Origin of the sequence: Pseudomonas sp. NPDC089408, assembly GCF_044749445.1 — a bacterium.
Classification (GTDB): Bacteria; Pseudomonadota; Gammaproteobacteria; order Pseudomonadales; family Pseudomonadaceae; genus Aquipseudomonas.
Genome location: NZ_JBIVHY010000006.1, coordinates 300,096 through 318,859 on the forward strand (window position 1 = coordinate 300,096; position 18,764 = coordinate 318,859).

Consider the following 18,764-nt stretch of genomic DNA (forward strand, 5'->3'; position numbering starts at 1 on the left):
AAACAAAGGTGTGCTGGAGAACGTCGGTTTTCAAGGGTTGCGGATGTTAACCCTTAGCAAGCCGGAATGCAAAGCCTCTGATCGAAAACCGCTGGTCGGCATCCGACACGGGGACTATCATGCGCGGCTTCGAATTCAGCCCCCACAAGGGACGAACCCATGCTAGTACTGGGATTGGAAACATCCTGCGACGAAACTGGCGTCGCATTATACGACAGTGAACGCGGTCTGTTGGCCGACGCATTGTTCAGCCAGATCGACCTGCACCGCGTGTTTGGTGGCGTGGTGCCCGAGCTTGCCTCGCGTGACCACGTCAAGCGCATGCTGCCGCTCATCCGACAGGTGCTGGACGAGGCTGGCTGTGTTGCCACCGAAATCGACGCCATCGCCTACACCGCGGGCCCTGGGCTGGTCGGGGCATTGCTGGTAGGGGCTTCCTGCGCTCAGGCGCTGGCCTTTGCCTGGGACATTCCGGCGATTGGCGTGCACCACATGGAAGGCCACTTGCTGGCGCCTATGCTGGAAGAAAACCCGCCCGAGTTTCCGTTCGTCGCTTTGTTGGTTTCCGGCGGCCACACCCAGTTGGTTCGGGTTGATGGCATCGGCCAGTACGAGCTGCTGGGCGAGAGCCTGGATGACGCCGCCGGCGAGGCGTTCGACAAGACTGCCAAGCTGATTGGCCTGAATTACCCTGGCGGCCCGGAAATCGCGCGCTTGGCAGAGCAAGGCGTGCCTGGGCGCTTTGTATTCCCGCGGCCGATGACCGATCGCCCAGGCCTGGAATTCAGTTTCAGTGGCCTCAAGACCTTCGCCCTGAACACCTGGCAGCAGTGCAAGAATGCTGGCGACGACGGTGAGCAAACCCGTTGCGACGTGTCCCTGGCATTCCAGCAGGCGGTGGTGGAGACTTTGACCATCAAGTGCAAGCGCGCCCTCAAGCAGACTGGCCTCAAGCGCCTGGTCATTGCCGGCGGCGTGAGTGCCAACAAGGCGTTGCGCGCCTCGCTGGAAGACATGCTGGCTGGCATCAAGGGCAACGTGTACTACGCGCGCCCGCAGTTCTGCACCGACAACGGCGCGATGATCGCTTATGCCGGTTGCCAGCGCCTGTTGGCCGGGCAGCAGCAGGACCTGGCGATCAGCGTGCAGGCGCGCTGGCCGATGGAGCAGTTGCCGCCGCTGTAAGGGCCGCAGCTGCACGGTTTGACGGCAAGGTTCAGAAGTGGCGCTCGCGCCCGGCGAACAGGTCGCGCAGGTTGCTGCGGTGGCTCCACACGATCAATGCGGTAAGCACGGTGATCGGCAGCAGGGCTTCTGGCTCGCGCCAGGCCAGCAGTGGCAGGGTCAGCGGCGTGGCGATCAGTGCGGCCAGCGAGCTGGTGCGGGTGAGGTAGAAGATCAGCAGCCAGGCGCCAATGGCCAGCAGTGCGGCGGGGAAGTACAGGCCCATGAGCATGCCGGCGGCCGTCGCCACGCCCTTGCCGCCCTGGAAGCGGAAGTACAGCGGGAACAGATGGCCCAGCACCGCGCACACGCCAACCCAGGCCTGTTCGTGCAGGTCCAGCCCGGCAAGGCGGGCGAGCAATACTGGCAACAGGCCCTTGCACAGGTCGCCAAGCAGGGTCAGGATCGCCATCTTGCGGCCTGCCAGGCGTAGCATGTTGGTGGCGCCTGCATTGCCTGAACCGCTGGAACGCGGGTCCGGGCTGCCCGAAAGGCGGCTAAGGACAATGGCGAAGGACAGCGAGCCGAGCAGGTAGGCGAGCAACGCCAGTAACCAAAACATGCTAACTATTCCGGGCGAGGACGCCCCGATTCTAACGGCGCCAGTCGCCCTTGTCGTGCTGTGGAGAGAAGTGCTTGGACAGAGTGTTCATCGAAGGCCTGGAAGTCGATACCGTCATCGGTGCCTATGACTGGGAGCGGGATATTCGCCAGTGCTTGCGCCTGGACCTGAGCTTTGCCTGGGACAACCGTCCGGCAGCAGCAGGTGATGACCTGAACCTGGCGCTGGACTACGCCAGCGTGTCGGCGCGCATCCAGGCGTTTGCCGAGCAGGCCCGTTTCGAATTGGTGGAAACCTTTGCCGAGCGCCTGGTGGCAACCTTGATGGAAGAGTTCCATATCCCGTGGGTGCGGTTGAAGCTGACCAAGCCCGGCGCGGTACCGGCGGCCCGTGGCGGTGTAGGCGTGGAGATTGAGCGCGGATGTCTCTGAGCACGGTTTACCTGGGCCTTGGCAGCAACATCGACCGTGAGGCGCACCTGTGCGCCGGGCTTGATGCGTTGGCCGGCATCCTCACCGACATGCGCTGTTCGCCGGTTTTTGAAAGCCAGGCGGTGGGGATCAAGAGCGGGCCGTTCATCAATTTTGTGGTGACCGGGCAAACTGCGTTGCCGTTGATCGAGCTAGACCGCCGGCTGAAGTTCATCGAAGCCGAAAATGGCCGTTATGCGCCCGATCGCAAAGGGTTGCCGCTGGATATCGACGTGCTGATGTATGACGGCTTGCACGGCACCTTCGATGGGCTGGTGCTGCCGCGCGCCGAGATTTTGAAGAACGCCTTTGTACTGTGGCCGCTGTCGCTGCTGGCACCGGAGCTGGTGCATCCGGGGGTGGGCAAGAGCATGGCGCAGCTGTGGCAGGAAGCGCAGATCGACCAGGTGCTGGCCCCGGTGGCCTTTGAGTGGCGTGGGTTGCAGTTGACTCCAGCATAAGCCTGTACCGGCCCTTTCGCGGGTGTAGGAGCGGCCTTGTGTCGCGAAAGGGCTGCGAAGCAGCCCCAGAATATCAGCGCAGGTGCACAAATCGCCGGGGCTGCTTCGCAGCCCTTTCGCGACACAAGGCCGCTCCTACACCCGCAGGCCGGTAGCTCTAACCGCGCCGGTGAGTCTCAAGCGCTTTCAGCCGCTTCCCTTTGAGCGCTTCGCCCAAAGCCTGGCCGGTATGTCCAGCCTGCACCAACGGCTTCACATCCACCGCCCGCGCCGCCGCCGCTGCACCACGCAGATAGTCCGCCTGTGGATAACCCGCTTCACCCCTGCCCAGCGCAGCCATTGCGCAAGCGCTGAGGAAGTCCTCGAAGCGCTGCGGCCGCCGGTACACATCAAACTTTTGCAGCAGCTCCAGCAAGGCCGTAGCAGGCAAAGCCAGCGCTTGGTCAGCCTGCCTCAGGCACTCACCCGTCAGCAACGCCAGTTCCTGGCACTCGCGTGGCGCCTTGAGGCGCTGGTTGGCCGCCTTGATCGAGGCCGGGGGCAGGGTGTGCAGCAGGCAGGCCCAGCGCACGTGCAGGGGCTGTTCGTGCAGTGCGGCCTGCCCCAGCGCCGCCAGGGCCTGGGTGTCGTCATCGAGCTCAGGCAGCAGCTGTTGCAGGGCTCCACATGTACGCAGCACCTGGAAGAACACCTGCGGTTGCGCTTCCATCAACGCTCGTTCGATTTCCTTCCAGCTGCGTTCAGCGGTCAGTGCCTGCAACTCGCCCGAATCACTGATCTGACGCATCAGCTCCAGGGTCTCGGCGGCAACCCGAAAGCCCAGTGCCGCATAGCGGGCAGCAAAGCGCGCAACGCGCAAGACGCGCAGCGGATCTTCGGCGAACGCCGGGGAAACATGGCGTAGCAAGCGTTGATCGAGATCCTGCTTGCCATGGTACGGGTCATGTACCGTGCCGGCTTCGTCCTCGGCCATTGCATTGATGGTGAGGTCGCGGCGAATCAGGTCTTCTTCCAAGGTCACATCGGGGCTGGCGTGAAAGGTGAACCCGCCGTAACCACGCCCGCTCTTGCGCTCGGTACGCGCCAGCGCGTATTCCTCACCGGTTTTCGGGTGCAAAAAAACCGGGAAATCCGCCCCGACCGGGCGATAACCTTGGGCAAGCATTTCTTCGACGCTGGCGCCGACCACCAACCAGTCAATGTCGCTGACCGGGCGGCCGAGCAGGCGGTCGCGCACGGCGCCGCCAACTTTGTAGATGTGCATGTGCAGCTCTCCATAACTGCCGACAGGATAACCCGTCGGCAACCATGGCGTTGCGCTAGAGGTGGTGGATGACCGCCAGGTCCATGCGCCCGTACTCGGCACTTTCGCCGTGTTCGCCGCGGGGTGGCATGTGGTGGGTCTTCATCACTTGCTCGCCCTGGACGGTTTCCAGGTGGATATCGAACCCCCACAGGCGGTGCAGGTGCTTGAGCACTTCTTCGGTCGAGTCGCCCAGCGGTTTGCGGTTGTGCTGCTGGTGGCGCAGGGTCAGCGAGCGGTCGCCACGGCGGTCGACGCTCCAGATCTGCACGTTCGGTTCACGGTTGCCCAGGTTGTACTGGGCCGCCAGTTGCTCACGAATGACCCGGTAGCCGGCTTCGTCATGAATGGCGGGCACCAGCAGGTCATCACGCTGGTCATCATCGAGGATGCTGAACAGTTTGAGGTCGCGCATCACTTTGGGTGAAAGATACTGCAGGATAAAGCTCTCGTCCTTGAAGCTGCTCATGGCAAACTTGATGGTAGAAAGCCAGTCACTGCCGGCAATGTCGGGGAACCAGTGGCGATCCTCCTCGGTCGGGTTTTCGCAGATGCGGCGGATGTCGGTGTACATCGCAAAGCCCAGCGCGTAGGGGTTGATGCCGCTGTAGTACGGGCTGTCGAAGCCGGGCTGGAACACCACGCTGGTGTGCGACTGCAGAAACTCCATCATGAACCCTTCGGTGATCAGCCCCTCGTCGTACAGGTCGTTCATCAGGGTGTAGTGCCAGAAGGTTGCCCAGCCTTCGTTCATCACCTGGGTCTGGCGCTGCGGGTAGAAATACTGGGCGATCTTGCGCACGATGCGCACCACTTCGCGCTGCCAGGGTTCGAGCAGCGGGGCGTTTTTCTCAATGAAATACAGGATGTTTTCCTGCGGTTCGGCGGGGAAGCGCCCCTCATCGCGCTCACCCGCCTTGTCGGCGCTTCTGGGAATGGTCCGCCACAGGTCGTTGATCTGCCGCTGCAGGTGCTCTTCGCGCTCCTGTTGCCGACGCCGCTCCTCTTCGGCAGAAATCGGGTACGGCCGCTTGTAGCGGTCGACCCCGTAGTTCATCAAGGCATGGCAAGAGTCGATCAGGTCTTCTACGGCATCGATGCCGTGGCGCTCTTCGCACTGGGCGATATACTGCTTGGCGAACACCAGGTAGTCGATGATCGAACTGGCATCAGTCCAGGTGCGGAACAGGTAGTTGCCCTTGAAAAAGCTGTTATGCCCGTAGCAGGCATGGGCGATCACCAGTGCCTGCATGCACATGGTGTTTTCTTCCATCAGGTAGGCGATGCACGGGTCGGAATTGATCACGATCTCGTAGGCCAGGCCCATCTGGCCACGGCTGTACGACTTCTCGGTGCTGAGGAACTGCTTGCCGTAGGACCAGTGGTGGTAGCCCAGCGGCATGCCGACCGAGGCGTAGGCATCCATCATCTGCTCGGCGGTGATTACCTCGATCTGGTTGGGGTAGGTGTCCAGGGCGTAACGCTCGGCCAGGCGGCCGATTTCCCGGTCGTAGGTCTGGATCAGTTCGAACGTCCACTCGGACCCGGTGGAAATGGGTTGGCGTCTCTGTGCTCTGGCGGTCATGTGGCTAACCTGCGCTGGAAGAGTTCACGGAAGACCGGGTAGATGTCGCCGGCCGATACCAGCTGCTGTTGGGCGAACGTGTCGGGGTAGGCTTCGCCGATGCGTTCGTATTCATACCACAGCGCCTGGTGCTCACGGGGGGTGATCTCGACGTAAGTGTAGTACTGCACATGCGGCATGATCTGCTTGGACAGAATCTCACGGCAGATCGGCGAGTCATCGTTCCAGTTGTCGCCGTCGGAGGCCTGGGCGGCATAGATGTTCCAGTCGCTGGCCGGGTAGCGTTCAGCCATGATCTCCTGCATCAGCTTCAGTGCGCTGGAGACGATGGTGCCGCCGGTTTCCCGCGAGTAAAAGAACTCTTCTTCGTCAACTTCCCGGGCACTGGTGTGGTGGCGGATGAACACGACTTCGATGCGGTCGTAGTTACGCTTGAGGAACAGGTACAGCAGGATGAAGAAGCGCTTGGCAATGTCCTTGGTCGCCTGGGTCATCGAGCCGGAGACGTCCATCAGGCAGAACATCACCGCTTTCGAGCTTGGGTTGGGTTGCTTGACCAGCAGGTTGTACTTGAGGTCGAAGGTGTCGAGGAAGGGCAGGCGGTTGATGCGCGCCTTCAGGCGCTCTATTTCCTGCTCGACTTCCTGAATGTCGGTGAAGTTATCCGGCTCTTCGACTTTCAGCCGGGCCAGTTCTTTCTGCGCTTCGCGTAGCAGCGCGCGGCTGCTGCCGGTCAGGGCGATACGCCGGGCATGGGCCGAACGCAGGGTACGCACAATGTTGATGCGTGACGGGTTGCCTTCATTGGCGATACCGGCGCGTACTGTCTTGAAGGTGTCGGCACCGGTGAGGTGACGCTTGACCAGGTTGGGCAGTTCGAGGTCCTCGAACATGAATTCGAGGAACTCTTCCTGGGTGATCTGGAAGACGAACTCGTCCATGCCTTCGCCGGAGTTGCCGGCCTTGCCTCGGCCACCGCCACCCCCGCCGCCACCTTGCGGGCGGGGGATGTGTTCACCGGCGGTGAACTCCTTGTTGCCAGGGTGCACGATGGTCTGTTTGCCCCCGCGGCCATGGTGCAGCACCGGTTCGTCGATGTCGCGCCCGGGAATGCTGATCTGTTCGCCGTGTTCCATGTCCATGATGGAACGGCGGCTTACCGCCTCTTCGACGGCCTTCTTGATGTGTTCGCGGTACCGCCGCAGGAAGCGCTGGCGGTTGACCGTGCTCTTGTTCTTGCCGTTCAGGCGGCGGTCGATAACGTAGCTCATGGTCCCTCCGGTAGCTGGGAACAGCTGCAAGCCACAAGCTCTAAGCTCCAAGCGGTAAGCTTCAAGCTGCAAGTAAAAGCAGCCATCGCTGCCGCAGATGCTGGCGCCTGGCTTGGGCTAGGCGCCAAACAGCTTGTGGCTTGCAGCTTGTAGCTTGTCACTAGGCAGCTTGCCGCTTTATTGCGATTTCCTGACCCGCAGGTACCATTCCGAGAGCAGGCGCACCTGCTTGTCGGTATAACCACGCTCCACCATCCGGGTGACGAAGTCGTTGTGCTTCTTCTGGTCCTCTTTGCTGGCCTTGGCGTTGAAGCTGATGACCGGTAGCAGGTCTTCGGTGTTGGAGAACATTTTCTTCTCGATCACCACCCGCAGCTTTTCATAGCTGAGCCAGCTTGGGTTCTTGCCGTTGTTGTTGGCGCGTGCGCGCAGTACGAAGTTGACGATCTCGTTGCGGAAGTCTTTCGGGTTGCTGATGCCGGCCGGCTTCTCGATTTTCTCCAGCTCTTCGTTGAGGGCGATGCGGTTGAGGATCTCGCCGGTTTCCGGGTCGCGGTATTCCTGGTCCTGGATCCAGAAGTCCGCGTACAGCACATAACGGTCGAAGATGTTTTGCCCGTATTCGCTGTAGGACTCCAGGTAGGCTGTCTGGATTTCCTTGCCGATGAACTCGATGTAGCGCGGCGCCAGGTATTCCTTCAGGTAGCGCAGGTAGCGTTCACGCACTTCGGCCGGGAACTGTTCCTGTTCGATCTGCTGCTCCAGCACGTACAGCAGGTGCACCGGGTTGGCGGCGATTTCGTGTGGGTCGAAGTTGAACACCTTGGACAGGATCTTGAAGGCGAAGCGGGTCGACAGGCCATTCATGCCCTCGTCGACGCCGGCCGAGTCGCGGTATTCCTGGATCGACTTGGCCTTCGGATCGGTATCCTTGAGGTTTTCCCCGTCGTACACGCGCATCTTCGAATAGATGTTGGAGTTTTCAGGTTCCTTGAGCCGCGAAAGCACAGTGAACTGTGCCAGCATCTTGAGTGTGTCCGGCGCGCAATGGGCCTTGGACAGCGAACTGTTGACCAGCAGCTTGTCGTAGATCTTGATCTCATCGCTGACGCGCAGGCAGTACGGCACCTTGACGATGTAGATACGGTCGATGAACGCCTCGTTGTTCTTGTTGTTGCGGAAGGTGTGCCACTCCGATTCGTTGGAGTGGGCCAGCAGGATACCGGTATAGGGAATGGCCCCGAGGCCTTCGGTACTGTTGTAGTTGCCTTCCTGGGTGGCGGTGAGCAAGGGGTGCAGCACCTTGATCGGCGCCTTGAACATTTCGACGAATTCCATCAGGCCCTGGTTGGCCCGGCACAGCGCGCCCGAGTAGCTGTAAGCGTCGGCGTCGTTCTGTGGGAATTCTTCAAGTTTGCGGATATCGACTTTACCGACCAGGGCGGAGATGTCCTGGTTGTTCTCATCGCCGGGTTCGGTCTTGGCGATGGCGATCTGGTTGAGAATCGAGGGGTAGAGTTTTACCACCTTGAACTTGGAGATATCGCCGCCAAACTCTTGCAGGCGCTTGGTGGCCCATGGCGACATGATGGTGTTCAGGTAGCGCCGTGAGATCCCATACTCTTCCTCGAGAATGGCCCCATCTTCGGTGGCGTTGAACAAGCCCAAGGGCGATTCGAATACCGGTGAACCCTTGATGGCGTAGAACGGTACCTTTTCCATCAGTTGCTTGAGCTTTTCGGCCAGCGACGATTTACCGCCACCTACCGGACCCAGCAGGTAGAGGATCTGTTTCTTCTCTTCCAGGCCCTGGGCGGCGTGGCGGAAGTACGACACGATCTGGTCAATGCACTCTTCCATGCCATGGAAGTCGGCAAAGGCCGGATAGCGGCGAATAACCTTGTTGGAAAAAATGCGCGACAGCCTGGAGTTGGTAGAGGTGTCGATCAGCTCTGGCTCACCGATAGCCAGCAGCAGCCGCTCAGCCGCCGATGCGTAGGCACTGCGATCCTCTTTGCACAGCTCGAGGTACTCCTGCAGCGAGAGTTCTTCCTGGCGCGTGGACTCGAAACGGTTTTGGAAGTGGCTAAAAATACTCATGACGTCACCTCGCTCGATACGTGGAGACGACGCCGGATCAGTCAGCTGATGCTGGCATGCAACCGGGTTCGCCGATTGCTGTATACCCCCCAGAACACCTTGTAACGCTACCGATGACCCGCACGCCGGTGTACCGGCTCTCCCCTTTTTTGGATGGCCTGAGCTTAAGCGTAGTTGGTTATCCGCAAGGTCAAGGGGCGAGGTAGGCAGAAGTTACGAACGACCGTTCGTCAGATAAGCCGCAAGCCCGCACGGGGCGCGGGCTGCAGTAAAAATGAAAAAATTATTCGGCGCAGCCTTGGGCGGTCTCGGCCGGGTAGGTGGCGCGCCACAGTTCAAAGCCACCGTCGACGCTGTAGACGTCGGAGAAACCCTGGTTCACCAGGTAGGCGGCAGCACTCTGGCTGGAGTTGCCGTGGTAGCACACTACCAGGGTCGGGGCATCGAGGTCGGCATTGCGGATGAACTCGGCCACCGAATGGTTATCCAGATGCTGTGCGCCAGTGATATGGCCGGCCGCGAAGGCCTGCGGGTCGCGAATGTCGACGACTACCGCACCTTGCGCGCGCAGGGCCAGGGCCTGTTCGGGAGGGATGCGCTTGAATTCGCTCATGGCTACGGTTCTCTTCAGGGTTGATCAGCGTGGGTCAGGGTTGGTCGTTCAGTGTAGTGGGTTGAGCCGGCTGGCGAACGGTGCCGTCGTCGGCGCAGTCGCAGCGGTGGTATTCGCCGCTGTCGACGTTGTACAGGGTCATGGCGCCGCCCCACACGCAGCCGGTGTCCAGGGCGATGACGCCAGGTTCATCGGCACGGCCTTCAAGGGCGGCCCAGTGGCCGAAGATGATCTTCACGTGGCGTGAGCGGCGGTCCTTGTGGGCAAACCAGGGCTTGTAGCCTTTAGGGGCGGTGCCAAGGCCTTCCTTGCTCTTGAGGTCGAGCTTGCCCCCGGCAGTGCAGAAGCGCATTCGCGTGAAGTAGTTGGTGATGACCCGCAGGCGCTCAATGCCGGTAAGGTTCTTGCTCCACTTGTTCGGCTCGTTGCCGTACATGCCGTCGAGGTAGAGCTTCAGGCGCCCATCGTCGCGCAGCACTTGCTCCACTTCCTCTGCCAGCTTAAGCGCTTGCCCGAGCGTCCACTGCGGCGGAATGCCGGCGTGTGCCATGGCGATGCCCCTGGCTTCATCGTAATGCAGCAGCTTTTGCTGGCGCAGCCAGTCAAACAGCTGGTCGGCGTCCGGGGCTTCGATGATCTCGCGCAGGGTGTCGCTTTTTTTCAGGCGCTCGACGTTGTGCCAGGCGGCCAGCAGGTGCAGGTCGTGGTTGCCCAGCACACAGACCAGCGACTGGCGGATCGAGTACAGGAAGCGCAGGGTTTCCAGCGACTCGGGGCCGCGGTTGACCAGGTCACCGACCAGCCACAGGCGGTCGACGGCAGGGTTGAAGTTGACGCGTTCGAGCAGGCACTTGAGGGGCTGCAGGCAACCCTGCAGGTCACCGACGGCGTAGGTGGCCATCAGTGCAGTGCCCCGGGCACCGCCAGGCGGAACGGGGCGATCTCGGCATCGAAGCGTTTACCGTCTTCGGCAAACATCTGGTAGCTGCCCTGCATGGTGCCCACTCGGGTGCTGATGACCGCACCGCTGCTGTAGGTATGGCTCTGGCCCGGGTCGATGTTCGGCTGCTGGCCGACCACGCCGGCGCCACGCACTTCTTCGACCTCGCCGTCACCGTTGGTGATCAGCCAGTGGCGCGACAGCAGCTTGGCCTTGAGCGAGCCGTTGTTCTGCACGGTGATGGTATAGGCGAACGCGAAACGACTGTTTTCGGGGTCGGATTGTTCTTTGAGGAAGCGGGTCACGACGCTGACGTCGATCTGATAGCGGGGGTCGGACATGCAAGGGCCTTGGGCGAGCTGACGCAATAATGCAGTCTAGGCCATTGGCAGGGGGGAGGGCCAGCGGTGTAGGGCTTGGGGATATGTGTTGTCTGTGCCGGCCTCTTCGCGGGTAAACCCGCTCCTACAAAGGACCGCACAGGATGTAGGAGCGGGTTTACCCGCGAATAGGCCGGTTCAGGCTATATCAGGCGGACTGCTGATCAGCCAACTGGTCAGCCAGGCGCACAAACGCCGCCAGGTCCAGCTGTTCAGGGCGCAGGCTGCCATCCACGCCAGCGGCTTCGATGGCCGCGCTGTCGAGCAGGCCTTTCAGGGTGTTGCGCAAGGTCTTGCGGCGCTGGTTGAACGCTTCACGTACTACACGTTCCAGCAGCAGGTGGTCCTTGGCCGGGTACGGCAGCACTTCGTGCGGCACCAGGCGAACGATCGCCGAGTCCACTTTCGGCGGCGGGTTGAAAGCACCCGGGCCTACGTTGAACAGGTGTTCCACGCGGCAGTGGTACTGCACCATGATCGACAGACGCCCCCAGTCGCCACCGCCAGGGCCGGCAGCCATGCGCTCGACCACTTCCTTCTGCAGCATGAAGTGCATGTCGCGGATCAGCCCGGCATGGCTGAGGAGGTGGAAGATCAGCGGGGTGGAGATGTTGTAGGGCAGGTTGCCCACCACCTTGAGGCTGCGCGCTGGCACGCCCAGCTGGTTGAAGTCGAACTTCAGGGCGTCGCCTTGGTGCAGGCGGAAATTGCCGCGGTCAGCGAACTTGTGCTGCAGGATCGGCACCAGGTCTTTGTCCAGTTCCACCACGTCCAGCTGTGCACCGCTGCCCAGCAGGCCTTCGGTCAGGGCGCCCTGGCCCGGGCCGATTTCCAGCAGGTGTTCGCCGGCCTTGGCGTTGATGGCACGCAGGATGCGGTCGATGATGCCGGCGTCGTGCAGGAAGTTCTGGCCGAAGCGCTTGCGCGCCCGGTGTTGGTATTGCTCGTTCATGGTCGGTTCTCGGCCATCTGGTAGGCGGTTTCCAGCGCGACGCGCAGGCTGCCGGTGTCGACCTTGCCGCTGCCGGCCAGGTCCAGGGCGGTGCCGTGGTCAACCGAGGTACGGATGATCGGCAGGCCCAGGGTCACGTTCACTGCAGCGCCAAAGCCCTTGTACTTGAGTACGGGCAGGCCCTGGTCGTGGTACATCGCCAGCACTGCGTCGCAGTGCTCCAGATATTTGGGGGTAAACAGGGTATCGGCCGGCAGCGGCCCGCGCAGGTCCATGCCTTCGGTGCGCAGGCGGGCCAGGGTCGGCTCGATGATGTCGATTTCTTCGCGGCCCAGGTGGCCGCCTTCACCCGCGTGCGGGTTGAGGCCGCACACCAGGATGCGCGGTTTGGCAATGCCGAACTTGTCGCGCATGTCGGCATGCAGGATACGGGTAACGCGCTCGATGCGCTCGGCGGTGATGGCGTCGGCAATGTCACGCAGCGGCAGGTGCGTGGTCACCAGGGCCACGCGCAGGCCACGGGTGGCCAGCATCATCACCACTTGCGCGGTGTGGGTCAGTTCGGCAAGGAATTCAGTATGCCCGGAGAAGGCGATACCGCTTTCGTTGATCACGCCCTTGTGGACAGGGGCGGTGATCATCCCGGCGAAATGCCCGTCCAGGCAGCCTTGACCGGCGCGGGTCAGGGTTTCCAGCACGAACGCGGCGTTGGCCTTGTCCAGCTGGCCCGGCGTTACCGGGGCTGCCAAGGGGGTATCCCAGACGTACAGGCTACCCGCTGGCGCCGGCTGCTCGGGCCATTGGCCCGGGGCTACCGGCAACAGGTTGACGGCCAACCCCAGCTGCGTGGCCCGCTCGGCGAGCAGGTCACGGCTGGTGATGGCAATCAGGGGGTGGGGCTGGGCGTCTGCGGCGAGCAGCAGGCACAGGTCGGGGCCTATGCCGGCCGGCTCGCCGGGAGTAACGGCGAAGCGCAGGGGCTTCACTGGGCGGCCTGGTCAGCGCCAGGCAGCTTGATTTCAACGTAGGCTTCGTCGCGAATCTGGCGCAGCCAGGTTTGCAGCTCTTCGTCGTACTTGCGGTTACGCAGCACGCTCAGGGCCTGCTGTTCGCGCGCCTGCTCAGTGCTGTCGGTGGCACGGCGGCCCAGCACTTCCAATACGTGCCAGCCGTACTGGGTCTTGAACGGCTTGGTCACTTCGCCTTGCTGGGCGTTGGCCATCTGCTCGCGGAACTCCGGTACCAGGCTGTTTGGGTCTACCCAGTTGAGGTCGCCGCCGTTAAGCGCCGAACCCGGGTCTTCCGAGAAGCTCTTCGCCAGCTCGCCGAAGTCTTCGCCGTTCTTGATGCGGTCGTACAGGCGCTCGGCCAATTGCTCGGTGGCCGCTTCGCTGCGGATTTCGCTTGGCTTGATCAGGATGTGGCGCACGTGTACTTCGTCACGCAGCACGTTCTCGCTGCCACCGCGCTTCTCCTCAAGCTTGAGGATGATGAAGCCGTTGGGGATGCGGATCGGCTGGGTGATTTCACCAATCGGCATGCTGCTGAGCATCTTGGCGAAGTCGGGTGGCAGCTGGGCGGCTTTACGCCAGCCCATCTCGCCGCCTTCCAGGGCGTTCTCGCTGGCCGAGTTGGCAATCGCCATCTGGCCGAAGTCGGCACCTTGCTTGAGCTGCTGGTAGATATCGCCGACCTTGCGCGCAGCCTTCTGGATGTCGTCCGAGTTGGCCGCTTCCGGGGTCGGGATCAGGATGTTGGCCAGGCGGTACTCTTCCGACATCTGCATCTTGCCCATGTCGGAGTTGAGGAAGTTCTTCACTTCCTGCTCCGACACCTGGATGCGCTCGGCCACGCGTCGCTGGCGCACGCGGCTGATGATCATCTCGCGCTTGACCTGTTCGCGGGCGTCGTCGAACGACAGGCCGTCATGGGCCAGGGCGGCGCGGAACTGCTCCAGCGACATGCCATTGCGCTGGGCAATGGTGCCGATGGCCTGGTTCAGCTCTTCGTCGGTAATGCGGATGCCCGAGCGTTCGCCAATCTGCAGCTGCAGGTTCTCGACGATCAGGCGTTCCAGTACCTGCTGTTCCAGAGCGCCGGCAGGCGGCACGCCGCCGCCACGCTTGGCGATGGTTTGCTGCACTTCATGGACGCGCTGGTCCAGCTGGCTTTGCATGACCACGTCGTTATCGACGATGGCCACCACGCGATCAAGCGGTTGTACCGCGGCATGTACCGCGCCACTCAGCAAAGCAACGCCCAGCAGCACTGGGCGCAGTCGATCAATAAGCTTGGTCTTCACGTTCACGATAACCTTGAATGCCTTGGTCGAGGAAAGATTCGACCTTGTTGCCCACTACACCACCGAGACCTTTCAGGACGATCTGAAGGAAGACACCGTGGTCGCCTTTTTCGTTCTGTGGAAGGGCCTGGCTGAAATCGTCGTAGTCGATCCAGTAACGGTTGACCAGACGCAGCTTCCAGCAGCAGTTGTCGTATTCGAAACCACCCATGGCTTCCAGGGTGCGGTTGCGGTTGTAGTCATGCTGCCAACGGGCAATCACGCTCCACTGCGGCACGATCGGCCAGATGACCGAGAAGTCGTGCTGCTGGATCTTGTAGTAATCCTTGATGAAGTTCGGCTGCCCTTCAACGCCATAGTCGCCGCCGCCCACTTTCCAGGTACCGGTCGTGGAGTCGTACGAAATGGTGTCGTTGCGGTAGCGATAACCAAGGTTGACGATCTTGTTCGGGTTGTCTTCAGGCTGGTAGTGGAACATCGCGCTGCCCGAGCGGGTGCTGCGGCTGTCCGGGTCCCAGTTGAAGTCCGAATTGAAGCGCCAGTCGCGGTTGAAGAAGTAGGCGTACTTGAGTGCATACGGGGACACATCGGACTGCGCATCTTTGCGGTCACGATAGTCGATACCTGGCAGCTGAACCTTGCGGTCCTTGAAGTAGTAAGCCTGGCCGATGCTGAAGTTCTGGCGTTCGAAGCCGTTATCTTCGATCCAGCGGGTGGTCACGCCCAGCGACAGCTTGTTCTCGTCGCCGATGCGGTCGGTGCCGCTGAAGCGGTTGTCGTAGAACAGCGAGTCATAGTTGAACAGTGTCTCGCTCGAGTCGAACAGCGGGATGTCCTTCTGGTCCTTGTACGGGACATACAGGTAGAACAGGCGCGGCTCGAGGGTCTGCCGGTAATTGGTACCGAACATCGAGGTGTTGCGGTCGAAGTACAGGCCGCTGTCGACACTGAAGATCGGGACATCGCGGTCCAGCGTGCTGTTGTAGCTGCCATAGCCAGGCAGCGACGACTGCGCAATCGCTTCGGCCTTGCCCTTGCTGTCCAGATCCAGGTCGTAATGGGTGTAGGCGTACTTCAGCTTCGGCGTGACGTAGCCGTAGCTGGCCTGCATTGGCAGGCTGATCGACGGCGCCACATTCAGGCGTGTACCGTTGGCGCGGGCAATGCCGCTGACGTTCTCATCCAGGCGGCGACCTGCTGCCCCGGCCGAGAAGTCCGGGTTGCCGTCTTTGTCGCGGACAAAATCGTTTTTCAGGTCACGATCAAAACGAACCGCTTCGGTTTCGTAACCGAGGGTCAGGCCACCGGGCTGGAATGGCAGCGTACCATTGAGGGTCAACTGCGGCAGGCGGTCATACGGGGTGATCTGCGAGATGGTCGCCATCTCGTAGGCATGCACGTTCAGTCGGGCAGTGTAGCCTTCGCCACGATAGGTCAGCGCACCCTGCTGGTTCAGCAGGTCGCGGCTTTCCACGCCGATCTGGTCCGACTCCAGGTCCTGGAAGTAGAACGGGTCGCTGATGTCGGTGTAGTCCACCTCGGTCATCAGGCGCTCGTCCAGGCCACCCTTGTGCTGCCAGTTGACCATCCAGCGCTGTTCTTTGTAGTCAGTCTGGTCTTTGCGGTCGTCGTCCTTGTCGTTCAGGTACGCGCCGCCGAACTGGCCTTCGCTGGACTTGGTCAGGTAGCGGAATTCGCCTTCCATCAGCAAGCCGCGTTTGGTCATGTAGCGCGGGTACAACGTGGCATCGTAGTTCGGCGCCAGGTTGAAGTAGTACGGCGTGACCAGCATGAAGCCGGTGTCGCTGCTGGTGCTGAATGAAGGCGGCAGGAAGCCGGACTGGCGACGGTCGTCGATCGGGAAGTAGATGTACGGTGTGTAGAACACCGGGAAATCCTTGACCCGCAGGGTGACGTTGGTCGCCGTACCGAAGCCGGTGGCCGGGTTCAGGGTGATGTTGTTGCCCTTCAGCTGCCAGGCGTTGCTGCCCGGTTCGCAGGTGGTGTACGTACCGTCCTTGAGGCGGATGATGGCGTTTTCGCTACGCTTGGCGTACAGGGCGTTGCCGCGGATGTGCGACTTGTGCATCACGTATTCGGCGTTGTCGACCTGGGCTTCGCCCGTGTCGAGCTGGATTTCTGCCTGGTCACCAACCACCAGCGAGCCGTTGTCCCGGATCTTGACGTTGCCCTTGAGCTCGCCCCGGTTCTCGGCCTGGTACAGGTTGGCCTCGTCGGCTTCGGCCTGCATGCTGCCCTGGCGCATGACCACGTCACCGGCGAGGGTAGCGATCTGCTGCTCCTGCTGGTACTTGGACACCTTGGCGTTGATGTAGGTCGGCGACTCGTCTTTCGGCGTGGTGTCGGCCATGCCCGGGCGGGTCGGCTCGATGTAGGCGCCACCGCAATACGGGCCGGTTTCGGCCAGCTGCGCGGCCGTGAGCTTTTCACGCGGCACCCAGTCCAGGTGGCTGTAGTCTTCGCTGCGCGACTTCAGGCCGCGGCCCTTGGCCTCGGTGACCAGCATTGGCTTGTCCGCGGTTTCGCCTTCGCTGGCGGCCTCGGTGCCAGTGCTGGCAGCAGCACCCTCGTGTACCGGGCGTGGCGGCAGGTTGCCGACTGGGGCTTTGGGCTTGCAGTCCCAGCCACCGGCGGCGGACACTTGGCAGTCGAACTGCTCGGCTGCCACCACGTACGAGGTGGCCAGAGGTTGCAGGGCCAGCAGACCGCCGGTTACCAGCAACGGAAACTTTCTACGAAACGCGGGGGATTTCAATGCCATCTTATTAGTCCGGGCTTCCTGCGTGCCATCTGCCCGCGTGTGGGGCCGCACGCCTCTCGATGGTCTGAAAAAGATGCTGGATAATAAAGCATGACCCGCTTGACGGCTAGGGCCGTCGGAGACCCTTGTAATGCCTGAACACGATGTACGCCTGCAACAACTGACGGTCTGGCTCGCTGAGCAGCTCAAAGATCTTTTCCACAGCAACGCCTGGGGCGAAGTGCCCGAAGGCAGCCTGACCGCCGCCAGCAGTGATGCCAGCTTCCGCCGGTACTTCCGCTGGCAGGGTGCTGGCCACAGCTTCGTGGTCATGGATGCACCCCCGCCGCAGGAGAACTGCCGACCGTTCGTCGCCATTGATCAGCTGCTGGCCAGTGCCGGCGTGCATGTACCGTTGATTCACGCCCAGGACCTGGAACGCGGCTTCCTGCTGCTGGGCGACCTGGGTCACCAGACATACCTTGATATCATTGATGCCGACAACGCCGACGCGCTGTTTGCCGACGCCATCGAAGCGCTGCTGAACTTCCAGCGCCTGCCAATGGACGCCCAGTTGCCCAGCTATGACGACGCCCTGCTGCGGCGCGAGGTCGAGCTGTTCCCCGAGTGGTATGTGGGGCGTGAGCTTGGCCTGGCCCTCAACGACAGCCAGAAAGCCACCTGGCAGCGTGCCAGCCAACTGCTGATCGACAGCGCCCTGGCCCAGCCCAAGGTGCTGGTGCACCGCGACTACATGCCGCGCAACCTGATGCAGAGCAGCCCCAACCCCGGCGTACTGGACTTCCAGGATGCGGTGTACGGCCCTGTCACCTATGACATCACTTGCCTGTTCAAGGACGCCTTCGTCAGTTGGCCGCAGGCGCAGGTAGAAGGCTGGCTGCGCGACTACTGGCAGCAGGCGCAGGCTGCCGGCATCCCGGTGCACGCCGATTTCGAGGCCTTCCAGCGCGCCAGCGACCTGATGGGCGTGCAGCGCCACCTGAAGGTGATCGGCATCTTTGCCCGCATCTGCCACCGCGACGGCAAGCCGCGCTACCTGGGCGACGTGCCGCGTTTCTTCGCCTATATAGATGAAGTGATCGGTCGCCGGCCCGAATTGGCGGAGCTGGGTGCGCTGATTGCCGAGTTGCAGGCCGGAGCGCGTGCATGAAGGCAATGATCCTGGCTGCAGGTAAAGGCGAGCGCATGCGCCCGCTGACCCTGCACACCCCTAAACCGTTAGTCCCGGTCGCCGGCCAGCCGCTGATCGAATATCACCTGCGCGCGCTGGCGGCAGCGGGCATTACCGAGGTGGTAATCAACCATGCCTGGCTCGGCCAGCAGATCGAAGACTACCTGGGGGATGGCAGCCGCTTTGGCCTGAGCATCCGCTACTCGCCGGAGGGCGAGCCGCTGGAAACCGGCGGCGGTATCTTCAAGGCCCTGCCACTGCTGGGCGATGAGCCCTTCCTGCTGGTGAACGGCGATGTCTGGACCGACTACGATTTCGCGCGCCTGAAGGCCCCCCGGCAAGTCCTTGCCCACCTGGTGCTGGTCGATAACCCTGGCCATCATGGCCGAGGCGATTTCCGCTTGGACAGCGAGCAGGTAGTCGATGGCGATGATGCGCCCGGCACACTGACCTTCAGTGGTATTTCGGTGCTGCACCCGGCGCTGTTCGAAGGTTGCCAGGCCGGTGCCTTCAAGCTGGCACCTCTGTTGCGACAGGCCATGGCGGCCGGCAAGGTCTCTGGCGAGCACTACCGTGGGCACTGGGTAGATGTCGGCACGCTCGAGCGCCTGGCCGAGGCCGAGCGCCTGATTGGCGAGCGCGCCTGAC

At 62.0% G+C, this 18,764-nt stretch carries 17 protein-coding genes; 5 read left to right on the forward strand and 12 right to left on the reverse strand.

What is annotated here, in order from left to right; translation table 11 throughout:
- Window positions 1-159 precede the first annotated feature (159 nt).
- A complete protein-coding gene (gene tsaD, locus ACIP02_RS12935) occupies window positions 160-1,185 on the forward strand; it encodes a tRNA (adenosine(37)-N6)-threonylcarbamoyltransferase complex transferase subunit TsaD (RefSeq protein ID WP_400617017.1) in 1,026 nt (341 codons plus the stop codon).
- 31 nt (window positions 1,186-1,216) lie between these two features.
- Here tsaD and plsY read toward each other — a convergent pair whose 3' ends face one another.
- On the reverse strand, window positions 1,217-1,786 hold the full coding sequence (gene plsY, locus ACIP02_RS12940) for a glycerol-3-phosphate 1-O-acyltransferase PlsY (protein ID WP_400617019.1): 570 nt from the start codon (window positions 1,784-1,786) through the stop codon (window positions 1,217-1,219).
- Between the two features lie 74 nt (window positions 1,787-1,860).
- Between plsY and folB the strand changes: the two genes are divergently transcribed.
- Together folB and folK are read left to right on the forward strand one after the other, a co-directional pair.
- Window positions 1,861-2,217 carry a dihydroneopterin aldolase gene (gene folB / locus ACIP02_RS12945; protein WP_004375185.1) on the forward strand — a complete coding sequence of 119 codons (357 nt, stop codon included), beginning with the start codon at window positions 1,861-1,863 and terminating at the stop codon, window positions 2,215-2,217.
- Window positions 2,208-2,717: a 2-amino-4-hydroxy-6-hydroxymethyldihydropteridine diphosphokinase gene (gene folK / locus ACIP02_RS12950; RefSeq protein WP_400617023.1), complete on the forward strand. Its 510-nt coding sequence runs from the start codon at window positions 2,208-2,210 to the stop codon at window positions 2,715-2,717. Before folB ends, folK begins: the two co-directional genes overlap by 10 nt.
- Before the next feature lie 157 nt (window positions 2,718-2,874).
- On the opposite strand, the gene ACIP02_RS12955 is transcribed toward folK, so the two are convergent.
- The 11 genes from ACIP02_RS12955 to ACIP02_RS13005 form a co-directional block, all read right to left on the reverse strand.
- The gene (locus ACIP02_RS12955; RefSeq protein ID WP_400617026.1) at window positions 2,875-3,981 is read right to left on the reverse strand and encodes a multifunctional CCA addition/repair protein; all 1,107 of its coding nucleotides are present in this window, start codon (window positions 3,979-3,981) and stop codon (window positions 2,875-2,877) included.
- 55 nt (window positions 3,982-4,036) lie between these two features.
- Window positions 4,037-5,605: a SpoVR family protein gene (locus ACIP02_RS12960; protein WP_400617029.1), complete on the reverse strand. Its 1,569-nt coding sequence runs from the start codon at window positions 5,603-5,605 to the stop codon at window positions 4,037-4,039.
- Window positions 5,602-6,876, reverse strand: a complete 1,275-nt coding sequence (locus tag ACIP02_RS12965) for a YeaH/YhbH family protein (protein ID WP_201202344.1) — start codon at window positions 6,874-6,876, stop codon at window positions 5,602-5,604. Before ACIP02_RS12965 ends, ACIP02_RS12960 begins: the two co-directional genes overlap by 4 nt.
- Window positions 6,877-7,053: 177 nt before the next feature.
- On the reverse strand, window positions 7,054-8,976 hold the full coding sequence (locus ACIP02_RS12970; RefSeq protein WP_400617031.1) for a PrkA family serine protein kinase: 1,923 nt from the start codon (window positions 8,974-8,976) through the stop codon (window positions 7,054-7,056).
- A 283-nt stretch (window positions 8,977-9,259) separates the two neighbouring features.
- On the reverse strand, window positions 9,260-9,589 hold the full coding sequence (glpE, locus tag ACIP02_RS12975) for a thiosulfate sulfurtransferase GlpE (protein WP_400617033.1): 330 nt from the start codon (window positions 9,587-9,589) through the stop codon (window positions 9,260-9,262).
- Window positions 9,590-9,623: 34 nt separating this feature from the next.
- Window positions 9,624-10,490, reverse strand: a complete 867-nt coding sequence (locus ACIP02_RS12980; RefSeq protein WP_400617035.1) for a symmetrical bis(5'-nucleosyl)-tetraphosphatase — start codon at window positions 10,488-10,490, stop codon at window positions 9,624-9,626.
- The gene (gene apaG, locus ACIP02_RS12985; RefSeq protein WP_400617038.1) at window positions 10,490-10,870 is read right to left on the reverse strand and encodes a Co2+/Mg2+ efflux protein ApaG; all 381 of its coding nucleotides are present in this window, start codon (window positions 10,868-10,870) and stop codon (window positions 10,490-10,492) included. Before apaG ends, ACIP02_RS12980 begins: the two co-directional genes overlap by 1 nt.
- Window positions 10,871-11,057: 187 nt before the next feature.
- The gene (gene rsmA, locus ACIP02_RS12990) at window positions 11,058-11,861 is read right to left on the reverse strand and encodes a 16S rRNA (adenine(1518)-N(6)/adenine(1519)-N(6))-dimethyltransferase RsmA (protein WP_400617040.1); all 804 of its coding nucleotides are present in this window, start codon (window positions 11,859-11,861) and stop codon (window positions 11,058-11,060) included.
- Window positions 11,858-12,847, reverse strand: a complete 990-nt coding sequence (gene pdxA, locus ACIP02_RS12995; RefSeq protein ID WP_400617042.1) for a 4-hydroxythreonine-4-phosphate dehydrogenase PdxA — start codon at window positions 12,845-12,847, stop codon at window positions 11,858-11,860. The genes rsmA and pdxA overlap by 4 nt, the downstream gene beginning before the upstream one ends.
- Window positions 12,844-14,163 (reverse strand): peptidylprolyl isomerase SurA, encoded by a 1,320-nt coding sequence (gene surA, locus ACIP02_RS13000; RefSeq protein WP_400617044.1) that lies wholly within the window; start codon window positions 14,161-14,163, stop codon window positions 12,844-12,846. The genes pdxA and surA overlap by 4 nt, the downstream gene beginning before the upstream one ends.
- Window positions 14,144-16,945: an LPS-assembly protein LptD gene (locus ACIP02_RS13005; RefSeq protein ID WP_400617046.1), complete on the reverse strand. Its 2,802-nt coding sequence runs from the start codon at window positions 16,943-16,945 to the stop codon at window positions 14,144-14,146. The genes surA and ACIP02_RS13005 overlap by 20 nt, the downstream gene beginning before the upstream one ends.
- A gap of 130 nt (window positions 16,946-17,075) precedes the next feature.
- Here ACIP02_RS13005 and ACIP02_RS13010 point away from each other — a divergent pair, with 130 nt between their 5' ends.
- Window positions 17,076-18,095 (forward strand): aminoglycoside phosphotransferase family protein, encoded by a 1,020-nt coding sequence (locus tag ACIP02_RS13010; protein WP_400617048.1) that lies wholly within the window; start codon window positions 17,076-17,078, stop codon window positions 18,093-18,095.
- The gene (gene murU / locus ACIP02_RS13015; protein WP_400617050.1) at window positions 18,092-18,763 is read left to right on the forward strand and encodes an N-acetylmuramate alpha-1-phosphate uridylyltransferase MurU; all 672 of its coding nucleotides are present in this window, start codon (window positions 18,092-18,094) and stop codon (window positions 18,761-18,763) included. The genes ACIP02_RS13010 and murU overlap by 4 nt, the downstream gene beginning before the upstream one ends.
- Window position 18,764: the final 1 nt, after the last annotated feature.

Excerpts from the sequence above, each read along its gene's own strand:
- tsaD (WP_400617017.1), top strand. The coding sequence starts at position 160 with ATGCTAGTACTGGGATTGGAAACATCCTGCGACGAAACTGGCGTCGCA.
- plsY (WP_400617019.1), bottom strand. The coding sequence starts at position 1,786 with ATGTTTTGGTTACTGGCGTTGCTCGCCTACCTGCTCGGCTCGCTGTCC.
- folK (WP_400617023.1), top strand. The coding sequence starts at position 2,208 with ATGTCTCTGAGCACGGTTTACCTGGGCCTTGGCAGCAACATCGACCGT.
- ACIP02_RS12955 (WP_400617026.1), bottom strand. The coding sequence starts at position 3,981 with ATGCACATCTACAAAGTTGGCGGCGCCGTGCGCGACCGCCTGCTCGGC.
- ACIP02_RS12960 (WP_400617029.1), bottom strand. The coding sequence starts at position 5,605 with ATGACCGCCAGAGCACAGAGACGCCAACCCATTTCCACCGGGTCCGAG.
- ACIP02_RS12965 (WP_201202344.1), bottom strand. The coding sequence starts at position 6,876 with ATGAGCTACGTTATCGACCGCCGCCTGAACGGCAAGAACAAGAGCACG.
- ACIP02_RS12970 (WP_400617031.1), bottom strand. The coding sequence starts at position 8,976 with ATGAGTATTTTTAGCCACTTCCAAAACCGTTTCGAGTCCACGCGCCAG.
- glpE (WP_400617033.1), bottom strand. The coding sequence starts at position 9,589 with ATGAGCGAATTCAAGCGCATCCCTCCCGAACAGGCCCTGGCCCTGCGC.
- ACIP02_RS12980 (WP_400617035.1), bottom strand. The coding sequence starts at position 10,490 with ATGGCCACCTACGCCGTCGGTGACCTGCAGGGTTGCCTGCAGCCCCTC.
- apaG (WP_400617038.1), bottom strand. The coding sequence starts at position 10,870 with ATGTCCGACCCCCGCTATCAGATCGACGTCAGCGTCGTGACCCGCTTC.
- rsmA (WP_400617040.1), bottom strand. The coding sequence starts at position 11,861 with ATGAACGAGCAATACCAACACCGGGCGCGCAAGCGCTTCGGCCAGAAC.
- ACIP02_RS13005 (WP_400617046.1), bottom strand. The coding sequence starts at position 16,945 with ATGGCATTGAAATCCCCCGCGTTTCGTAGAAAGTTTCCGTTGCTGGTA.
- ACIP02_RS13010 (WP_400617048.1), top strand. The coding sequence starts at position 17,076 with ATGCCTGAACACGATGTACGCCTGCAACAACTGACGGTCTGGCTCGCT.
- murU (WP_400617050.1), top strand. The coding sequence starts at position 18,092 with ATGAAGGCAATGATCCTGGCTGCAGGTAAAGGCGAGCGCATGCGCCCG.